18 protein-coding genes are annotated in these 16,694 nt (G+C 70.0%); 5 read left to right on the top strand and 13 right to left on the bottom strand.

Annotated features, from left to right (window positions below; translation table 11 throughout):
- The 5 genes from V6M42_RS14005 to V6M42_RS13985 form a co-directional block, all read left to right on the top strand.
- Positions 1-468, top strand: a 468-nt coding sequence (locus tag V6M42_RS14005; RefSeq protein ID WP_332679064.1) for an acyl-CoA dehydrogenase family protein, incomplete at its 5' end; no start/stop codon positions are given.
- 334 nt (positions 469-802) lie between these two features.
- Entirely contained in the window at positions 803-1,450 is a 648-nt protein-coding gene (locus V6M42_RS14000; protein ID WP_332679062.1) for a hypothetical protein, read from the top strand.
- A 163-nt stretch (positions 1,451-1,613) separates the two neighbouring features.
- Positions 1,614-2,909, top strand: a complete 1,296-nt coding sequence (gene hmgA, locus V6M42_RS13995) for a homogentisate 1,2-dioxygenase (protein ID WP_332679060.1) — start codon at positions 1,614-1,616, stop codon at positions 2,907-2,909.
- Positions 2,906-3,292, top strand: coding sequence for a hypothetical protein (locus tag V6M42_RS13990; RefSeq protein ID WP_332660527.1), 387 nt, complete (start codon positions 2,906-2,908; stop codon positions 3,290-3,292). Before hmgA ends, V6M42_RS13990 begins: the two co-directional genes overlap by 4 nt.
- Positions 3,293-3,330: 38 nt before the next feature.
- The gene (locus V6M42_RS13985) at positions 3,331-4,134 is read left to right on the top strand and encodes a DUF1295 domain-containing protein (protein ID WP_332660529.1); all 804 of its coding nucleotides are present in this window, start codon (positions 3,331-3,333) and stop codon (positions 4,132-4,134) included.
- Positions 4,135-4,142: 8 nt separating this feature from the next.
- On the opposite strand, the gene V6M42_RS13980 is transcribed toward V6M42_RS13985, so the two are convergent.
- The 13 genes from V6M42_RS13980 to hisG form a co-directional block, all read right to left on the bottom strand.
- Entirely contained in the window at positions 4,143-4,679 is a 537-nt protein-coding gene (locus tag V6M42_RS13980; protein WP_332679059.1) for a hypothetical protein, read from the bottom strand.
- A 225-nt stretch (positions 4,680-4,904) separates the two neighbouring features.
- A complete protein-coding gene (locus V6M42_RS13975; protein ID WP_332660531.1) occupies positions 4,905-5,165 on the bottom strand; it encodes a hypothetical protein in 261 nt (86 codons plus the stop codon).
- An 84-nt stretch (positions 5,166-5,249) separates the two neighbouring features.
- The gene (glk, locus tag V6M42_RS13970) at positions 5,250-6,227 is read right to left on the bottom strand and encodes a glucokinase (protein ID WP_332679058.1); all 978 of its coding nucleotides are present in this window, start codon (positions 6,225-6,227) and stop codon (positions 5,250-5,252) included.
- A 49-nt stretch (positions 6,228-6,276) separates the two neighbouring features.
- Entirely contained in the window at positions 6,277-8,166 is a 1,890-nt protein-coding gene (gene edd, locus V6M42_RS13965; protein ID WP_332679057.1) for a phosphogluconate dehydratase, read from the bottom strand.
- Positions 8,166-8,873, bottom strand: a complete 708-nt coding sequence (pgl, locus tag V6M42_RS13960; protein WP_332679056.1) for a 6-phosphogluconolactonase — start codon at positions 8,871-8,873, stop codon at positions 8,166-8,168. The genes edd and pgl overlap by 1 nt, the downstream gene beginning before the upstream one ends.
- Positions 8,866-10,323, bottom strand: a complete 1,458-nt coding sequence (gene zwf, locus V6M42_RS13955; protein WP_332679055.1) for a glucose-6-phosphate dehydrogenase — start codon at positions 10,321-10,323, stop codon at positions 8,866-8,868. The genes pgl and zwf overlap by 8 nt, the downstream gene beginning before the upstream one ends.
- Before the next feature lie 14 nt (positions 10,324-10,337).
- Positions 10,338-10,976: a bifunctional phosphoribosyl-AMP cyclohydrolase/phosphoribosyl-ATP diphosphatase HisIE gene (hisIE, locus tag V6M42_RS13950; protein WP_332679054.1), complete on the bottom strand. Its 639-nt coding sequence runs from the start codon at positions 10,974-10,976 to the stop codon at positions 10,338-10,340.
- Positions 10,973-11,740, bottom strand: coding sequence for an imidazole glycerol phosphate synthase subunit HisF (gene hisF, locus V6M42_RS13945; RefSeq protein WP_332679051.1), 768 nt, complete (start codon positions 11,738-11,740; stop codon positions 10,973-10,975). The genes hisIE and hisF overlap by 4 nt, the downstream gene beginning before the upstream one ends.
- On the bottom strand, positions 11,737-12,468 hold the full coding sequence (gene hisA, locus V6M42_RS13940) for a 1-(5-phosphoribosyl)-5-[(5-phosphoribosylamino)methylideneamino]imidazole-4-carboxamide isomerase (RefSeq protein WP_332679049.1): 732 nt from the start codon (positions 12,466-12,468) through the stop codon (positions 11,737-11,739). Before hisA ends, hisF begins: the two co-directional genes overlap by 4 nt.
- Positions 12,465-13,067, bottom strand: coding sequence for an imidazole glycerol phosphate synthase subunit HisH (hisH, locus tag V6M42_RS13935; RefSeq protein ID WP_332679046.1), 603 nt, complete (start codon positions 13,065-13,067; stop codon positions 12,465-12,467). Before hisH ends, hisA begins: the two co-directional genes overlap by 4 nt.
- Positions 13,064-14,500, bottom strand: a complete 1,437-nt coding sequence (gene hisB / locus V6M42_RS13930) for an imidazoleglycerol-phosphate dehydratase HisB (protein WP_332679045.1) — start codon at positions 14,498-14,500, stop codon at positions 13,064-13,066. Before hisB ends, hisH begins: the two co-directional genes overlap by 4 nt.
- A complete protein-coding gene (hisD, locus tag V6M42_RS13925) occupies positions 14,497-15,804 on the bottom strand; it encodes a histidinol dehydrogenase (protein WP_332679043.1) in 1,308 nt (435 codons plus the stop codon). Before hisD ends, hisB begins: the two co-directional genes overlap by 4 nt.
- Positions 15,804-16,685 carry an ATP phosphoribosyltransferase gene (gene hisG / locus V6M42_RS13920; RefSeq protein ID WP_332657750.1) on the bottom strand — a complete coding sequence of 294 codons (882 nt, stop codon included), beginning with the start codon at positions 16,683-16,685 and terminating at the stop codon, positions 15,804-15,806. Before hisG ends, hisD begins: the two co-directional genes overlap by 1 nt.
- Positions 16,686-16,694 lie beyond the last annotated feature (9 nt).

The raw sequence follows: 16,694 nt of genomic DNA, 5'->3' as shown, positions 1-16,694 counted from the left end.
GGCGCCGTCGACGGCGGCGGGGCGCTGCTGGAGGGCGCGCTGAATCTGGGTCGCGCCTGCGCGGCGGCGTCGCTGAACGGGGCGGGGGATCAGGCCTTCCAGACGACGCTGGACTATCTGCGTACGCGCAAGCAGTTCGGCAAGCTGATCGGCGAATTCCAGGCCCTGCAGCACCGGGCGGCGCATCTGTATTCGGAGATCGAGATCGCGCGTGCGGCGACGGCGGGAGCGCTCAATGCGATCGACGCGGGACGCGAGGATGCGGGCCTGGTGGTGTCCGTGGCCAAGGCCAAGGCCGGGCGGGTTGCGGAACTGGCGGTGCAGGAGGCGGTGCAGATGCACGGCGGCGTCGGCATGACCGACGAGTTCGACGTCGGCCTGTTCATGAAGCGGGTGCGGGTGCTCAACGAACTGCTGGGCGACGCCGGCTTCCATCAGGAGCGGATGGCGAAAAGTCAGGGGTTCTGAGCTCGGGTCCTTCTCTCGTTAGGAAGCCGACGGCCCTGTTTTTATCCGTGCATCCCCGCGAAGGCGGGGACCCAGGTTTGAGCGGCAGCCGGACCGATTGAACGAACCGGCGCTCATTCAGGCATCGGCCACGAGGCTAAAGCCTGGGTCCCCGCCTTCGCGGGGATGCACGGAAAAGAGCAAGGCTCGCGCGGCCGGGAGTGTGAAGGGACTCTGACACTCGCCCCTCCACCCCTCCCGCTCCCCAATCCCGCCCCTTCCGCCCCCGCTACGACCGATCCTGACGCATCCCGCCCCCATAATCCGCGCGCATTCACGGAAGGGGGACTGCAACATGCTGCAATCACAACCGACGTCTGCCGCCCGCTACGTCACCGTCAGCCCGGACACCTGGAGCCTGATCCGCGGCGCATACCTGTCCGGCCTGTCGGCTCGCACGGTCGCGGGCCGGTTCGGCGTCTCCGAGGGCGCCCTCCGCAAGCGGGCCGCGCGCGAGGGCTGGACCAAGCGCGCCTTCGCCGCCCGCGCCACGCCCTGGCCCGGGGCGCCCGAACGGCCGCGAACGGCGGTCTTCGCCGGATCGGCCGGGACGGCTGCGCCTTCCGCCGCGACGGCCGGCGAACCTGACGCCCCCCTGACCGAGGACGACATCGTCGCCGCATGGACGTCGCCGATCCAGATCCGGCCCGGCGACCTCGCGCGGCGGGCGCTGGCCTCGGCCGCCGAGGCGGTGCGGGCGGGGCGCGGCCTGACGGCCCTGCGGCTGGCCCGGGCGGCGTCCGAGATCGCCCGTCTCGACGCCCTGTTCGAATGGGTCGAGCTGGACCCCGCCGAGCAGGAGGCCCGCAGCGAACAGGGCCAGCTGATGGCCCGCCGCTTCCTGCGCGAACGCGCGCTGAACCTGGCCCGCGACCTCGCCCTCGGCCGCCCCCTGCCGCCCGAGTACGACGAGTTCGCCGCGCCGCCGGAGGCTCCGGAATGAGGGCCGAATGTCTCGAGAAGGGCGGTTTTCGCATTTTTGCGTGGGCCGGAGACACCCATCCCCGGAGCGGGGATGCACGGTCATTACGGATGGTGGGCTCTCGCCCCTCCTTCTCCCGCAGGGCGAGACGGGCTAAGTCAGGGGGACGGGAGAAGATCACACCATGACGCGAACCAACGCGCCTCGATACCAGTCCGGCTTCGGCAATCATTTCGCGACCGAGGCCGCGCCCGGCGCCCTGCCGGAGGGCCGGAACTCGCCGCAGAAGACGCCCATGGGGCTGTATGCCGAACAGCTGTCGGGGACGGCGTTCACGGCGCCCCGGTCGGAGAACCGGCGCTCCTGGCTGTACCGGCTGAGGCCCAGCGCCCAGCATCCCGCCTATCAGCCGTTCGCCCAGGGCGGGGTGCGGTCCGGGCCGTTCCACGAGGCGCCGCCGTCGCCGAACCGGATGCGCTGGGACCCGCTGCCCATGCCGGCCGAACCGACCGACTGGGTCGAGGGTCTGGTGACCTATGGCGGCAACGGCGATGCGGACGCGGGCGCGGGAACCGGCATCCATCTGTACGTCGCCAACAGGTCGATGACGGATCGCGTCTTCTACTGCGCCGACGGGGAGTTGCTGATTGTCCCACAACTGGGAGACCAGGTCTTTGTCACGGAGATGGGACGTATCGACGCCCGACCCGGCGAGATCGTGGTCATTCCGCGCGGGGTGCGATTCCGGGTCGAATGTTCGGGGCCGATCCGCGGCTATGTCTGCGAGAACTACGGCGCCGCCTTCCGTCTGCCGGACCTGGGGCCGATCGGCTCGAACGGCCTGGCCAATCCGCGCGACTTCCTGACGCCGGTCGCGGCGTTCGAGGACATCGACCGGCCGACCCAGTGCGTGCAGAAATTCGGCGGCCGGCTGTACGCCACCACCTTCGACCACAGCCCGATGGACGTCGTCGCCTGGCACGGCAACTACGCGCCGTACAAATACGACACGGCGAATTTCAACACGATCGGGACGGTCAGCTACGACCATCCGGATCCGTCGATCTTCACCGTCCTGACCTCGCCCAGCGACACGCCGGGGACGGCCAACTGCGACTTCGTCATCTTCCCGCCGCGCTGGATGGTGGCCGAGGACACCTTCCGCCCGCCGTGGTTCCACCGGAACGTCATGAGCGAGTTCATGGGTCTGGTGACGGGCGAGTATGACGCCAAGGAGGGCGGCTTCGCCCCCGGCGGCGCATCGCTGCACAATTGCATGAGCGGCCACGGGCCGGATCAGGCGTCCTATGACAAGGCGGTGGCGGCGGACCTCAAGCCGGTCAAGATCACCGACACCCTGGCCTTCATGTTCGAGACGCGAATGCCGATCCGGACCACGGAATGGGCGCAAACCAGCCCGACGATGCAGCTCGACTATGACGACGTCTGGACCGGGTTCCAGAAGGGAAACGTGGAATGAAACGCCTCGCCATGATCGCGGCCGTCCTGCTGGCCGCCGCCTGCCAGCCTGTTCCGGAGAAGGGCGACTACGGTTTCGGCAATGAGCCGGCGGCCGTCGCTGTTCCGGAGAGCGCGGCGGCGGCGGACTGCATCGCCCGCAACGGGACGATGCAGCCGGTCGGACGGATGCAGACGATGCAGTGCGTGGTGCGTTACGCGGACGCCGGAAAGCGCTGCACCGACAGCGACCAGTGCGCGGGCGAATGCCGCACGGCCGACGTCGGCGCGCGTCCGGCGCAGGGCGCCGCGGTCGCCGGGATCTGCCAGGCCACCAGCAACCAGTTCGGCTGTTTCACCCGCGTCGAGGACGGCAAGGCCGAAGCCACGCTTTGCATCGACTGACCCTGCATCCGAAGCCCGCCCGGCGCCGTTCCTGAACCATGAGCCTGACCGAGATCGCCGCCCTGCTGGGCCTGAACCTGGCCCTGATCGTCGCGGTGCTGCTGGGCCTGTGGCTGGTCGCGCTGCGGCTGAAGGACGTCAGCTTCATCGACGGCGTCTGGCCGTTGGGCATGCTGATGCTGGCGCTGGTCACCTTCCCGCGCACCGAGGGCGACCCGATCCGCAAATGGCTGCTGGTCTGGCTGGTCGGGGTCTGGGCGATCCGGCTCGGCTGGCACCTGCTGGGCCGCTGGCGGCGCAACGGCGCGGACGGGCGCTATGTCGAACTGGTCGGGAACCAGGAAAAGACCAGGGGCTGGGCCTTCGGCAAGACGGCCCTGCTGTTCGTCTTCCTGCCCCAGGCGGTGCTGGCCTGGCTGACCTCGCTGCCGGTGCAGCTGGGACAGGTCGCCTATGATCCGCCGGTGGGCTGGATCGGCTGGACCGGCGCGGTGCTGGCGGTGGTGGGCATCGGTTTCGAAAGCATCGGCGACGCCCAGCTGGCGGCGTTCAAGAGGGATCCGAAGAACCGGGGCAAGGTGCTCGACACCGGCCTGTGGAAATACACCCGGCATCCCAACTATTTCGGAGACGCCTGTGTGTGGTGGGGGCTGTATCTGATCGCGGCCGAGACCGGGCCGGGGGTCTGGGCGATCCTGGGGCCGCTCTTCCTGACCTTCACCCTGACGCGCTGGTCGGGGATCGGCATCACCGAGAAGGCGACGGCGAAGTCGAAGCCCGGCTATGCGGACTATGTGCGGCGCACCAGCGCCTTCATTCCCTGGCCGCCGAAGAAGGCCTGATCGGAGCCTCACGCCCCGGCGCAGGCCGCCCGAACGAGGTCATAGGTCGCGAACGGCTCCTCGGGTCCAGCGCCGGTCCTCGCCGTGATGGTCCATGACACCGCGTCGCCCGCGACCCTCCAGCGATTCACAAAGCTCGCATCGGGATAGGCATAGGCCACTTCGAAGCCGTCGGGCCGAACGGAGCCGGTTCCCACGCCCGTGAAATCGCCGCCAAAACTGTCAGCGAAGAAGGCCGAGATGTTCTTCGCGTCCCCGTCCTCGGGTCGGACCGTCTTTCCGCCAAAGATAAGGTGGGCGGCGTAACGATCTTCCGGGTCGGCCAGGGCGTGGCTATCGACATCCACCACGAACAAGGCGTCCCCGGTTATCGATCTGGCGTCCAGCCCGATCGCCACGGGTTTGCCCATCACCGATCCTGAACCGCTCCAGCAACCGGCCAGCGCCTTTACCTCGTCAGGCACAGGGGCGCCGTCCGGTTCCTGTGCGAGCGTGGTGGCCGGCAGGGCCGCGAACAACCAGACAGCAGCGCCGATATATTTCAATGCATCCCCCCGGATTCGACATGGCCGAACCAGGGGTATGGCGTAACCCGGGCCTGTTTTCCACCTTCGGCAACCCTGCGAATGTCCGCCACATCGCTCGGCGGCGGCGACTCCGCGGCGCGTGTCACGTCATCCGTGGCCAACGGAAAACCCCCGCCGCTTGCGCGACGGGGGCTGACTCTTCCGAAGGTCGCCGGGGGTCATGAAGGCCCCGGCGTCCGGGTCTTACTGGCCCGGGTTCGCCGTCGAGGGCGAGGTGTTCGGGGTGTTGGCGGTGGTCGCGCCGCCGTCGGCGTTGCCGGCTTGTTGCTCGATCACGTCGGCTTTTTCGTTCAGAGCCGTTTCAGCGGCTTCGGTCGGAGCAGCAGCGGCTTGCTCTTCCAGGGCGTCGGCCTGGACTTCAGCGGTCTTGTCGGCCTGGCTCTCGCAGGCGGCGACGCCGGCCAGAGCGAAGATGGCGGCGGAGGCGATGATCAGTTTACGCATGAGGATATCCTTCCAGAGTGGAAACCGGATAACTCTGCCGCGCCGCTTCGGTTCACGGTCCCGTGAGAAAAAAGTGTTCTGCCCTCAGTTTTCTTCGGCGAAGGCCACGCGCGCGGCGCCCAGAAGGGCGGCGTGCTTGTGCAGGATCACGTTCGTCGGGATGGCGGCCATATAGTCCTGGAACCGGCCCTTGCGCTCGAAACGTTCGCGGAAGGGGCTGGCCTTGAGGAAGGGCAGGATGCGCGGGGCGATGCCGCCGGCGATGTAGACGCCGCCGCGCGCGCCGGTGGTCAGGGCGATATCGCCGGCCACGGCGCCCAGAATGGCGCAGAACCGGGCCAGGGTGGCGCCGCACGGGCTGTTGGGGTTCTCCATCGCCTCCCGGGCGATCTGGGCCGGGTCGTCGATGTGGCTTTCGCGGCCGTCGATCTCGGCCAGGGCGCGGTGCATGTTCAGCAGCCCGGGACCGCATATCAGCCGCTCGATCGAGACGCGGTCATAGCGGCGGCGCAGGATGCGCAGGATTTCGTCCTCGATGGGATCCCCGGGCGCGAAACAGGCGTGACCGCCCTCGCTGGGCATGGCGATCTCGTTCCCGTGGATGTCGCGCGCGAGGGCCGAGACGCCGAAGCCGGTGCCGGGGCCGAGCACGGCGATGGCCGTATTGGGTTCACCCTCCTCCGGGCCGCCCAGCGAGGCCAGCATGTCCTTCGGCACGACAGGCGCGCCCCAGGCGAGGGCTTCGAAATCATTGATCAGGCGGACGGGCTTGAGGCCGAGGGTCTGCAGTTCCGCTTCGGATACCCGCCAGGGCGAATTGGTCAGGTCGATCTCGCCGTCGGTGACGGGACCGGCCACGGCCAGCACGCCGCCCGTCGGCTTCACCTCGCAGCCGTCGATGAAGGCCCGCACCCCCTCCAGGAAGGTCGGATAGGTTTCGGCCGGAAAGCTTTCGTGATGCTCCAGCACCGGCTTGCCCTCCGCCATATGGGCCAGGGCGAAGCGGGCGTTGGTGCCGCCGATATCGCCGACGAGCAGGGTCTTGTCCCAGGCGATGGTCATTTGTGTGCCCTATCGTTCGCCGCGCCGCGGCTCTCTGCTTGAGGGAAGGTCATGCGTCGACCGCGCGGTCGACGACGTTGTTGTCGGGCGGCGTGTCGAACTGGGCGGGGGAGCCGACCGGCGGGGCGAAACAGACCGAGGCGCCTTCCTCGGCGGTCGAGACGACGTGGCGGAAGGCGGCGAACAGTTCGCGGCCATAGCCCCAGCCGGAGCCTTCGGCGTGCACCTGCGACCGGGCCGCAGCGTGCCGGACGGTCAGGTCGGGGACGCCGATCGTGCTGAGCACGCCCGCGTCGGCGTCCAGGCGGATGATGTCGCCGTCGCGGACATGGGCCAGAGGGCCGCCCGCGAGCGCTTCAGGGCTGACGTGGATGGCGGCGGGGGTCTTGCCCGAGGCGCCGGACATGCGGCCGTCGGTGACGAAGGCGACCTTGAAGCCCTTGTCCTGGAGCACGCTCAGGGCCGGCGACAGGCTGTGCAGTTCGGGCATGCCGTTGGCCTTGGGACCCTGGAAGCGCAGGACGACGACCACGTCGCGATCCAGCTTGCCGTCCTTGAAGGCCTGCAATGCGTCTTCCTGGGTTTCGAAGACGGCGGCGGGGGCCTGGACGATCCGGTTCTCGGGCTTGACCGCCGAGACCTTGATCACCGCGCGCCCGAGATCGCCCTGGACGAGGCGCAGGCCGCCTTCGGTGTCGAAGGGCGCGGAGGCGGGACGCAGGATTTCCGTGTCCAGACTCTCGGCGACGCCGTCCTTCCAGACCAGTTCGCCGTCAATCATGACCGGCTCCTGGAAATAATGGTGGATGCCCTCGCCCATGATGGTGGTCACGTCGGAATGGATGTGGCCCGCGTTCGCCAGCTCGCGGGTCACGAAGGCGACGCCGCCGGCGGCCTGGAAGGCGTTCACATCGGCCGAGCCGTTGGGATAGACGCGGGCCAGAAGCGGGGTGACCGAGGACAGCTGGTCCATGTCGGTCCAGTCGATCAGCACGCCCGCCGACCGCGCCATGGCGACCAGATGGATGGCGTGGTTGGTCGAGCCGCCGGTGGCCAGCAGGGCGACGATCATGTTGACCACGGACTTCTCGGAAATGACGTCGGCCATCCGGCCCTGACCGGTGCGAGCCAGTTCGACGGCGCGTTTCGCTGCGGCCGCCGTCAGGGCGTCGCGCAGGCCGGTCTCGGGATGGACGAAGGCGGTCGAGGGCAGGTGCAGGCCGCCCAGCTCCATCATCATCTGGTTGGAGTTGGCCGTGCCGTAGAAGGTGCAGGTTCCGGGCGAGTGATAGCTGCCGATCTCGCTTTCCAGCAGGGTCTGACGGTCGACCTGGTTCTGGGCGTAGAGGGCGCGGACCCGGGCTTTTTCCGCGTTCGGAATGCCCGACGGCATGGGACCGGCCGGGGCGAAGACGACCGGCAGGTGGCCGAAGGCCAGCGAGCCCATGAACAGTCCGGGCACGATCTTGTCGCAAACGCCCAGGGCGACGACGGCGTCGAACGCGTCGTGGGTCAGGCCGACGCCGGTCGACATGGCGATGAGGTCGCGGCTGAACAGCGACAGCTCCATGCCCGGACGCCCTTGCGTGACGCCGTCGCACATGGCGGGCGTGGCGCCGGCGACCTGGGCGGTGGCGTTCACCTCCCGCACGGCGTCGCGGATGATCTGCGGGAAACGTTCGAACGGCTGATGGGCCGACAGCATGTCGTTGTAGGCGGTGATGACCCCGACGTTGGGCTGGGTCCCCGACATGGCGTTCAGCTTGTCCTTCACCGGGGCGCCGGCGAAGGCGTGGGCCCAGTTGGCGCAGCTGAGCTTGGCGCGGCCGGCGCCGGAATCGCGGGCGGCGTCCATGCGGCGCAGGTAGTCGGCTCGGGTGGCCCTCGAGCGCTCGACGATGCGGGCGGTGACTTCGGCGACGACGGGATGGAGGGGCATCAGGCTTTCTCCGTCCACAGAACCTCGAGCGGGACGTTCGCCGCGAGCAGGGCGGCGATGGGCTGGACGCGCGGATCGCCGGCGGCTTCGCGCTCGAACACGGCGCGCTTGGCCGCGCCGGTGAGGGCCAGGACGACGCGGCGGGCGTGCATCAGATAGGGCAGGTTGATCGACAGCCGCTCGAGGCCGGGAGCGGCGCCGTCGCGGCCGTGAGGCACGCCGAGGACGGTCGGCGGCAGGGTGGGGGAGAGCAGGGTCTTCAGGGTCGGGCTGTTCGGGAACATGGAGCAGATATGGCCATCCTCCCCCATGCCGAGAAGGACCGCGTCGAGACGGCCGCCCTCATGGGCGAGGGCATGGGCGGCGAGGGCGGCCGCCCGGTCGACCGTGACCTCCGAATGGTAGAGGGGCACAAAGCGGGCGGCGGCGGCCGGGCCGGTCATCAGGGTCTGTTTGATAAGGGCGGCGTTGGACTCCGGCGAGGTCTCGGGGACGTAGCGTTCGTCGATCAGGGTGACGGCGACGCGGGACCAGTCGAGATCGGCCTGCGCCATGCGGCGATAGATCGGGGCGGGAGTCGAGCCGCCCGAGCCGGCGAACACAGCCTTGCCGGTTTCGGCAAGGGCGGCCGACAGGGTGTGCGTCAGGTGGGCGGCGCAGGCCTCGGCCCAGCCGGCGCCGTCGGCGAAGGTTTCGATGTCACGCATCGCCCGTGTTCCAATGGCGGCCGGTGCGAGAGAGCAGATATTGCGCCTCCTGCGGACCCCAGGTTCCGGCGGCGTAGTCCTTCGGCTTGAAGGCCGCGCCTTTCCAGGCTTCGGAGACCTCGTCGACCCATTTCCAGGCCTGTTCGGCCTCGTCGCGGCGCACGAACAGGGTGGAGTCGCCGTTCAGGGCGTCGAGCAGCAGCCGCTCATAGGCGATCCGGCGGCGGGGCGGTTTGGCGTCCTTGTCGTTCTGCCCCCAGGACAGGGACATCTGGATCGGCTGCAGCTGCATCCGCTGGTCCAGCCCCGGCTTCTTGTTCATCACCGACAGGGAGATGTCTTCCTCGGGCTGGAGAGCGATGACGAGGCGGTTGGCCTGGACCTGTCCGCGGTCGTTGTCGAAGATCGAGTGCGGCAGCGGCTTGAACTGGATGACGATCTCGGTGCGTTTTTCGGGCAGCCGCTTGCCGGTGCGCATGAAGAAGGGGACGCCGGCCCAGCGCCAGTTGTCGATGTCGGCGCGGATGGCGACGAAGGTCTCGGTGTCGGAGGCTGCGCCGCGTTCCTCGTCATAGCCTTTCGCGGGTTTTCCCTCGACGGTGCCGGCGACGTACTGGCCGCGCACGGTGACGCGTTCGGCCTCGTCGTGGGTGACCGGACGAAGCGAGCGCAGCACCTTGACCTTCTCGTTGCGGACGGAGTCCGGATCGAGGTCCGAAGGCGGCTCCATGGCCACGAGGCAGAGCAGCTGGAGCATGTGGTTCTGGAGCATGTCGCGCAGTGCTCCGTACTCGTCGTAATAGGGCCAGCGGTCGCCTACGCCGACAGTCTCGCCGACCGTGATCTGGACGTGGTCGATGCTGAGGTTGTTCCACAGCGGCTCGAAGATGGTGTTTCCGAAGCGCAGGGCGATCAGGTTCTGGACCGTCTCCTTGCCGAGGTAGTGGTCGATGCGGAACACCTGCTGTTCCGAGAAGGCGTCGGCCACCGCGTCGTCGATCTCGCGGAAAGTCTCGAGGTCCCGCCCGACGGGCTTTTCCAGCACCACCCGGTCGTCGGCCTCGGCCAGGCCGGCGGCGCGCATGGCGGTGACGATGCGGGCGTAGAGCGATGGCGAGACGGCCAGGAAGCTGGTGCAGGCGCCGTCGCCGACCTTGTCCTTGAGCGGCTTCAGGCTTTCGGCGCTGGTGGCGTCGACGGCCAGATAGTCGAGGCGGGCCTCCATCCGCTTCCAGGCGTCGGCGGACCAGGCGTCGTCGGCCCGGGCCTTGCCCTCGACCGAGGCGCGGACCTTGGCGACATACTCGTCGCGGCTCTCGTCCGAGCGGGCGGCGCCGATGATCTTCAGCCCGTCAGGCAGCAGCCCGTCGTGCTCGAGGAAATAGAGCGAGGGCAGAAGCATCCGCATGGCGAGGTCGCCGCCGCCACCGAACAGCACCAGGGCCGCCATGCGCTCTCCTTCGTTCAGGTCCCGGCTGGACCGGGCTTTTGTCTGGCCGCTTCCGCCCGCCGAGCCAAGACGTCGAGGACGTCCTGAAACACCATGTTACGGGCGCGCAGCAACACCAGCAGGTGATAGACCAAATCCGCGGCCTCGGATGCGAGTTCCGTATCGGGGCCGGCGGCGCCGGCGAGGGCGGTTTCGACGCCTTCCTCGCCGACCTTCTGGGCGGCGCGTTTGACGCCTTCGGAAAGAAGGCGGGCGGTCCAGCTTTCCGCGGGGTCGGCGGCGGCGCGGGCGGCGATGGTCGCCTCGAGACGGGCGATGCGGCCAAGGCCCGGGGCGTCGTCTTCGCCGAAACAGCTGACGCGGTCCAGGTGGCAGGCGTTGCCGACCGGTCGAACCTTGAGGACGAGGGAGTCAGCGTCGCAGTCGGGGGTGACGGAGACGACATGCAGCCGGTCGCCCGAGGTCTCGCCCTTGCGCCAGCGGCCGCCGCGCGAACGGGAGAAGAAGGTGGCTTCGCCGGAGGCGAGGGTCTCGTCCAGCGCGGCCCGATCCATATAGGCCAGCGTCAGCACCTGCAGGGTGGCGGCGTCCTGGACGACGACGGGGATCAGGCCGCCGGACTTGTCGAAATCGAGCGCAGAGGGGTCGATCACAGTCTCATCTCCTGCCCGGCGTCCGACAGGAACGCCTTGAGATCGGGAATGGCCAGGCTGCCGGTGTGGAAGACGCTGGCGGCGAGAGCGCCCGAGACGTCGGCCTGTTCGAATACGTCGAGGAAGTGCGACGCGGCGCCGGCGCCGCCGGAGGCGACCAGCGGGATGGTCAGTCGCTCGCGGGCGGCGGAAAGCTGGGCGATGTCGTAGCCCCGGCGGACGCCGTCCTCGTCCATGCAGTTGAGGACGATCTCGCCGGCCCCGAGACCCTGGGCCTCGACGATCCAGTCAAGGGTGCGGCGGCCGGCGCCGCGGCTGGCGTCCGGGTCGCCCGTGTACTGGTGGACGAGCCAGTCGTCGCCGGCGCGTTTCGAATCGACGCCGACAACCACGCACTGGGCCCCGAAGCGGTCGGCCATCTCGCCGATCAGGTCCGGCCGTTCGAGCGCGGGGGAGTTGATGGAGACCTTGTCGGCGCCGTGGTCCAGACAGCGGGCGGCCTGATCGACGCTGCGTATGCCGCCGGCGACACTGAAGGGAATGTCCAGCAGGCGGGCGATGTCGCGGACCCAGCCGTAGTCGAGCGTGCGGCCTTCGGGGCTGGCGGTGATGTCGTAGAAGACCAGCTCGTCGGCCCCCTGATCGCGATAGCGGGCGGCCAGTTCGGCGGCGTCGCCCATGTCGGCGTGATCCCGGAAGCGGACGCCCTTGACCACCCGTCCATCCCGGACGTCGAGACAGGGGATGACGCGGCGGGCGGTCATGCGGTCGCCGCCAGGGCCTCGGCCACGGTGAAGCGGTTCTCGTAGAGGGCGCGGCCGACGATGACGCCGTCGCAGCCGGCGTCGCGGGCGGCGGTCAGGTCGGAGATCTGCGACACTCCGCCGGAGGCCTGGACCCGCAGGTCCGGACGGCGGCGGGCGATCTGGCCCAGGAGGTCGATATTGGGCCCGGTCAGGGCGCCGTCGCGGCCGACGTCGGTGACCAGAAGGTGCCGGGCGAGGCCAGGCGGATAGCGATCCAGCGCGGTCCACAGATCGACATCGGCGGCCTCGGTCCAGCCCTTGAGGGCCGGGATCCAGCGGTCGCCGTCGGCCTTGACGTCGATGGCCAGGGTGATGCGGTCGGCGCCGAAGCGCGCCAGCCACCCGGCGACCGCCCAGGGTTGCGACACCGCCAGGGAGCCGACCACGACGCGGGCGACGCCGGCGTCCAGCAGGGCCTCCACGTCGTCGGTGGAACGCACGCCGCCGCCGGACTGGATGCGGATGTCGATCGCGCGGGCCAGTTCGCCGATCAGGGCGTGCTGCATGGCCCGCCCGGCCTCGGCGCCGTCCAGATCGACGATATGCGCCCAGGTCGCGCCGCCGGCGGCGAAGGCGGCCAGGCGCGCGGCGGGCTGGTCGTCGTAGCGGGTCACTTCGTCGAATTTGCCGTGCATCAGGCGGACGCAAACGCCCTGACGCAGGTCGATGGCCGGGTAGACGATCAAGCGGGCAGCTCCAGAAAATTCTTCAGGATGCGAGCTCCCGCCGCCGCCGACCGTTCCGGGTGAAACTGGCAGCCCCAGCGGTTGCCGGCGCGTACGACCGCCGGGACCGGCCCGCCGTAATCGGCGCGCGCGAGAGTCGCGGGACCGTCCGGACAGACGAAGCCATGCACGAAATAGGTGTAGGCCCCGTCGCCCACACCCTCCAGAAGGGGATCGTCCCTGATTTGGGACAGGCGTGACCATCCCATGTGGGGCACAGGCAGGTTCGCGCCCGGGGCAAGGGCTGTTACGCGTCCCGGGATGAGCCCCAGCATAGCCGTCCCGCCGCCCTCGTCGCTGGCGTCGAACAGCAGCTGCTGGCCGAGGCAGACGCCGAGAAGGGGCCGCCGGAAAGCGCGGATCGGTTCGACCAGCTGCAGGTCGTGCAGGCGGGACATGGCGTAGGCGGCCGCGCCGACGCCCGGCAGGATCAGGCGCTCGGCCGCGGCGACCTCGACCGGGTCGGCCGTCAGGCGTACCTCGGCGCCGAGCCGTTCGAGCGCGAACCGGACCGAGGCGACGTTGCCCGCCCCATAGGCGAGGATGGTGACTTCGCTCACAGCACGCCCTTGGTCGACGGGACGGAGTCGCCTTCGATGCGGATGGCCTGGCGCAGGGCGCGGCCAAAGGCCTTGTAGACGGCCTCGGTCTTGTGGTGGTCGTCGGCGCCGGTGACGGAAACGTGCACCGCCGCGCCCATCGCCTCGGCCAGGGAGCGGAAGACGTGGGCGGTCAGATCGGTGCGGTAGTCGCCGATGAAGGGGGTGGAGAAGGTCCCCTCGAATACGGGGTAGGGCCGGCCCGAAAGGTCGATGGAGACCGAGGCGTTGGCCTCGTCCATGGGCAGGGTGAAGCCGTATCGGGCGATGCCCTTGCGGTCGCCCAGCGCCTGCTTCAGGGCCTGGCCGAGGGCGATCGCGGAGTCCTCGATGGTGTGGTGGGGATCGGTGTGCAGGTCGCCTTCGCAGGCGAGGCGCAGGGAGAAGCCGCCGTGGGTCGCGACCTGTTCCAGCATGTGATCGAAGAAGCCGACGCCGGTCGCTATCGAGACAGGACCCGTCTCGTCGAGGTCGACGGCGCAGACGATGCGGGTTTCCTTCGTGTCGCGGACGGCCTGGCCCGTGCGGTGCGGGGGACCCGACGCGGCGCCGAGACCGAGCGCGGCCAGCAGCCGGTCGTTGATCGCGGCGGCGGCGGATACGGGCAGACGGATGCGTTCGCCCGCGCGTTCCGAGGCGACGCCCAGCCGGGCGAGGGCGGCCGCGACGGCGTCCGGATCGGACGGACGCGCCATGATGACGGGGCCGAAGCCGGGCTCGACGGTCATCTCGCGGGACAGCGCCTTGACCAGTCGTTCCCGCTCGCGCCGGACGGCGGCGAGGCGTTCAGCGCTCTCCATCATCCGCGACGGGTCGAGGGCCTGGAGGGCGAGGCGGACCGAGACCTCGGGCAGGGCGTAAGGTTCGACCAAGGCGGCGAGGCGGGCGAGGGTTTCGGGCTGGGCCATGGCGGCGCCGATGCGGGCTCCGGCGAGGCCCCAGGCCAGCGACAGGCTGCGCAGGACGATCAGATTGGCGTGGTCGCCGATGACGGTCGCGGCGGAGGCCGCGTCCGCGAACTCGGCCAGACCCTCGTCGACGACCAGCAGGGCGGGCGCAATGCGTTCGGCCATTTCGGCCACGGCTTCGGGCGAGCCGAGGGCGCGCAGGATGACGGCGGCGACGGGCGCGTTGGCGGGCGGCGCGGCGTAGAGGCCGGAGAGTGTGCGGTACGGCTCCGCGTCGGGCGCCTCGACGGCCTGACCGTCGCGGGCGGCGAGGCGGAAGACCAGTTCGAGGCCGTGGGTCAGGCCGCGGACCGGCAGGACCCTGTCGGCGGCCACGCCATAGATCTCGGCCATGCGGGCGGCGAGCGCGCGGGGTTCGGCCGGGTAGCGGTCGAGGCCGTCGCCGCCGGCGACCAGAGGCGCGAAGGGAGCGGGAAGATTGTTCATTCGCCCGTCCTCAGATCGGCGGCGCGGGCGTGGGCTTCGAGACCCTCGAGCCGCGCGAGGCGGGCGGCGATCGGGGCCAGTTCGGCGGCTCCCGCCTCGGTGACGCTCTGGACCGACATGGAGGTCATGAAGCTGGCGGTGGTCAGGCCGCCGAGAGTGCGGGCCGCGCCGTCGGTGGGCAGGACGTGGCTGGGCCCGGCGGCGTAGTCGCCCAGGGTCTCGGCGGCGAAGGCGCCGAGGAAGACGGCGCCGGCGGCGGTGATCTTCGCCACGCGGTCTTCGGCGTCCTCGGTCTGGAGCGCGAGGTGTTCGGGGGCGTAGGCGTTGGCGACGGCGCAGGCCGTGTCGAGGTCTGCCACCCGGATGGCGCGGCCCTCGGCGAGAGAGGCGCGGGCGATGTCGGCGCGGGGCAGGGAGGGCAGTTGCGCCTCCACCTCGGCGAGGATCTCGTCGATCATCCGCTCGCTGTCGCAGACCAGCACCACCTGGGCGTCGGCGTCATGTTCGGCCTGGCTGAGCAGGTCGGCGGCCGCGAGGACCGGATCGGCGCGGCGGTCGGCGATGACCAGCAGTTCAGAGGGGCCGGCGGGCATGTCGACGGCGGGACCGCCGGGACGGGCGGCGGCCTGTTTCTTGGCCTCGGCCACCCAGGCGTTGCCGGGGCCGAACAGCTTGTCACAGGGCGCGATGACGCCGTCTTCCAGTTCGGCGCCGAAGGTCAGGGCGGCGATCGCCTGGGCGCCGCCGATCAGCCAGAGGGCGTCGAGGCCGGCCTCTGCGGCGGCGTAGATCATGGCCGGGTGGGGCTCGCCGGACCTTGACGGCGGCGTGACGACGACCCGGCGGCCGACCCCCGCGACGGCGGCGGGGATGGCCATCATCAGCAGGGACGAGAACAGGGGAGCGGAACCGCCGGGGACATAGAGGCCGGCGGATTGCAGGGATCGCCAGACGAGGCGCGAACGGACGCCCGGGGTGATCTCGACCCAGTCGGAGTCCTCGGGCCGGGTCGCCTCGTGGAAGATGCGGACGTTCTCGGCGGCGATGCGGATGGAGCGGGTGTCGGCGGGCCGCAGGCGGTCGCGCGCGGCCGCGACGACGTCGGGCGTGATGGCGAGGCGACGGGGCGGGGCGCCGTCGAGCTTGACGCTCCAGTCAGTCACGGCCTGACCGCCGTGCGCGGCGACGTCCTCGAGGATGTCCCGCACCGTGTCCGTGACGCGGGCCTCCGTACGCTGGCGGGGGCGCGCGAGGGCGGCGGCGCGGCCGGCGGCGTCCAGCGCATTCCAGTCGAAGCGCTTCATCACATCATCTTCTCGATCGGGAGGACGAGGATGGCCGAGGCGCCGGCGGCCTTGAGCCGTTCCAGCGTCTCCCAGAAGACCGCCTCCTGACAGACGGCGTGCACGGCCACGGCGTCTTCGCGGCCGGACAGCGGCATGACCGTCGGGGCGCCCGCGCCCGGCAGGATGGCGGTGATCTCGGCGAGGGCCGAACGGGGCGCGTTCAGCATCACGTATTTGGCGCCCTGGGATGAGACGACGCCGGCCATGCGTTCGATGATGCTGTCCAGCAGGTGCTGCAGGCCGGGCTCCGGCGCGACGGGCGAGCGGATCAGCACCGCCTGGCTCTCGAGCACCGTCTCCCGGGCGCCGAGGCCATTGGCCTCGAGCGTCGCGCCGGTCGAGACGAGGTCGCAGATGGCCGAGGCCAGCTTGAGCCGCGGGGCCACCTCGACGGCGCCGCGCATGGTGACGATGTCGGCTTCGACCCCCTGCGCGTCGAGCCAGCGGCGCAGGATCTTCGGATAGGAGGTGGCGACGCGCAGGCCGCCCAGCGAGGCCGGGCCGTCGTACGGCAGGGCCGGGGGCACGGCGATCTTGAGGGTGCAGCGGCCGAAGCCCAGCGGCATCAGCACCTCGGCGACGGGGCCTCCGTTGCGGACCTCCTCCAGCACGTTCTCGCCGACGATGCCGAGGTCGCAGACGCCGTCGGCGACGAAGGTCGGGATGTCGTCGTCGCGCACCCGCAGCAGGTCGATGGGATAGTTCTCGACCCGATACAGCAGGTCGTTGTTCCCCTTGACCACGCGCAGGCCCGCGTCGCGGACAAGGTCGAGGCTGCGGTCGGACAGGCGGCCGGATTTCTGCACGGCGATGCGCAGCCGGCCCTGGACGGTACTCATGGTGTTTTA

Source organism: Brevundimonas sp., from assembly GCF_036677305.1.
Lineage (GTDB): Bacteria > Pseudomonadota > Alphaproteobacteria > Caulobacterales > Caulobacteraceae > Brevundimonas.
Note: the sequence above shows the minus strand (reverse complement) of the source record. Positions and strands in the feature narration are given on the sequence as shown.

Coding starts and splice junctions, on each gene's coding strand:
- V6M42_RS13990 (WP_332660527.1), top strand. CDS start 2,906: ATGAAACGCCTCGCCATGATCGCGGCCGTCCTGCTGGCCGCCGCCTGC.
- pgl (WP_332679056.1), bottom strand. CDS start 8,873: ATGCGTGACATCGAAACCTTCGCCGACGGCGCCGGCTGGGCCGAGGCC.
- V6M42_RS13975 (WP_332660531.1), bottom strand. CDS start 5,165: ATGCGTAAACTGATCATCGCCTCCGCCGCCATCTTCGCTCTGGCCGGC.
- hisB (WP_332679045.1), bottom strand. CDS start 14,500: ATGAACAATCTTCCCGCTCCCTTCGCGCCTCTGGTCGCCGGCGGCGAC.
- hmgA (WP_332679060.1), top strand. CDS start 1,614: ATGACGCGAACCAACGCGCCTCGATACCAGTCCGGCTTCGGCAATCAT.
- V6M42_RS14000 (WP_332679062.1), top strand. CDS start 803: ATGCTGCAATCACAACCGACGTCTGCCGCCCGCTACGTCACCGTCAGC.
- hisF (WP_332679051.1), bottom strand. CDS start 11,740: ATGACCGCCCGCCGCGTCATCCCCTGTCTCGACGTCCGGGATGGACGG.
- glk (WP_332679058.1), bottom strand. CDS start 6,227: ATGACCATCGCCTGGGACAAGACCCTGCTCGTCGGCGATATCGGCGGC.
- zwf (WP_332679055.1), bottom strand. CDS start 10,323: ATGGCGGCCCTGGTGCTGTTCGGTGGCGGCGGCGACCTCGCCATGCGG.
- edd (WP_332679057.1), bottom strand. CDS start 8,166: ATGCCCCTCCATCCCGTCGTCGCCGAAGTCACCGCCCGCATCGTCGAG.
- hisG (WP_332657750.1), bottom strand. CDS start 16,685: ATGAGTACCGTCCAGGGCCGGCTGCGCATCGCCGTGCAGAAATCCGGC.
- V6M42_RS13985 (WP_332660529.1), top strand. CDS start 3,331: ATGAGCCTGACCGAGATCGCCGCCCTGCTGGGCCTGAACCTGGCCCTG.
- hisD (WP_332679043.1), bottom strand. CDS start 15,804: ATGAAGCGCTTCGACTGGAATGCGCTGGACGCCGCCGGCCGCGCCGCC.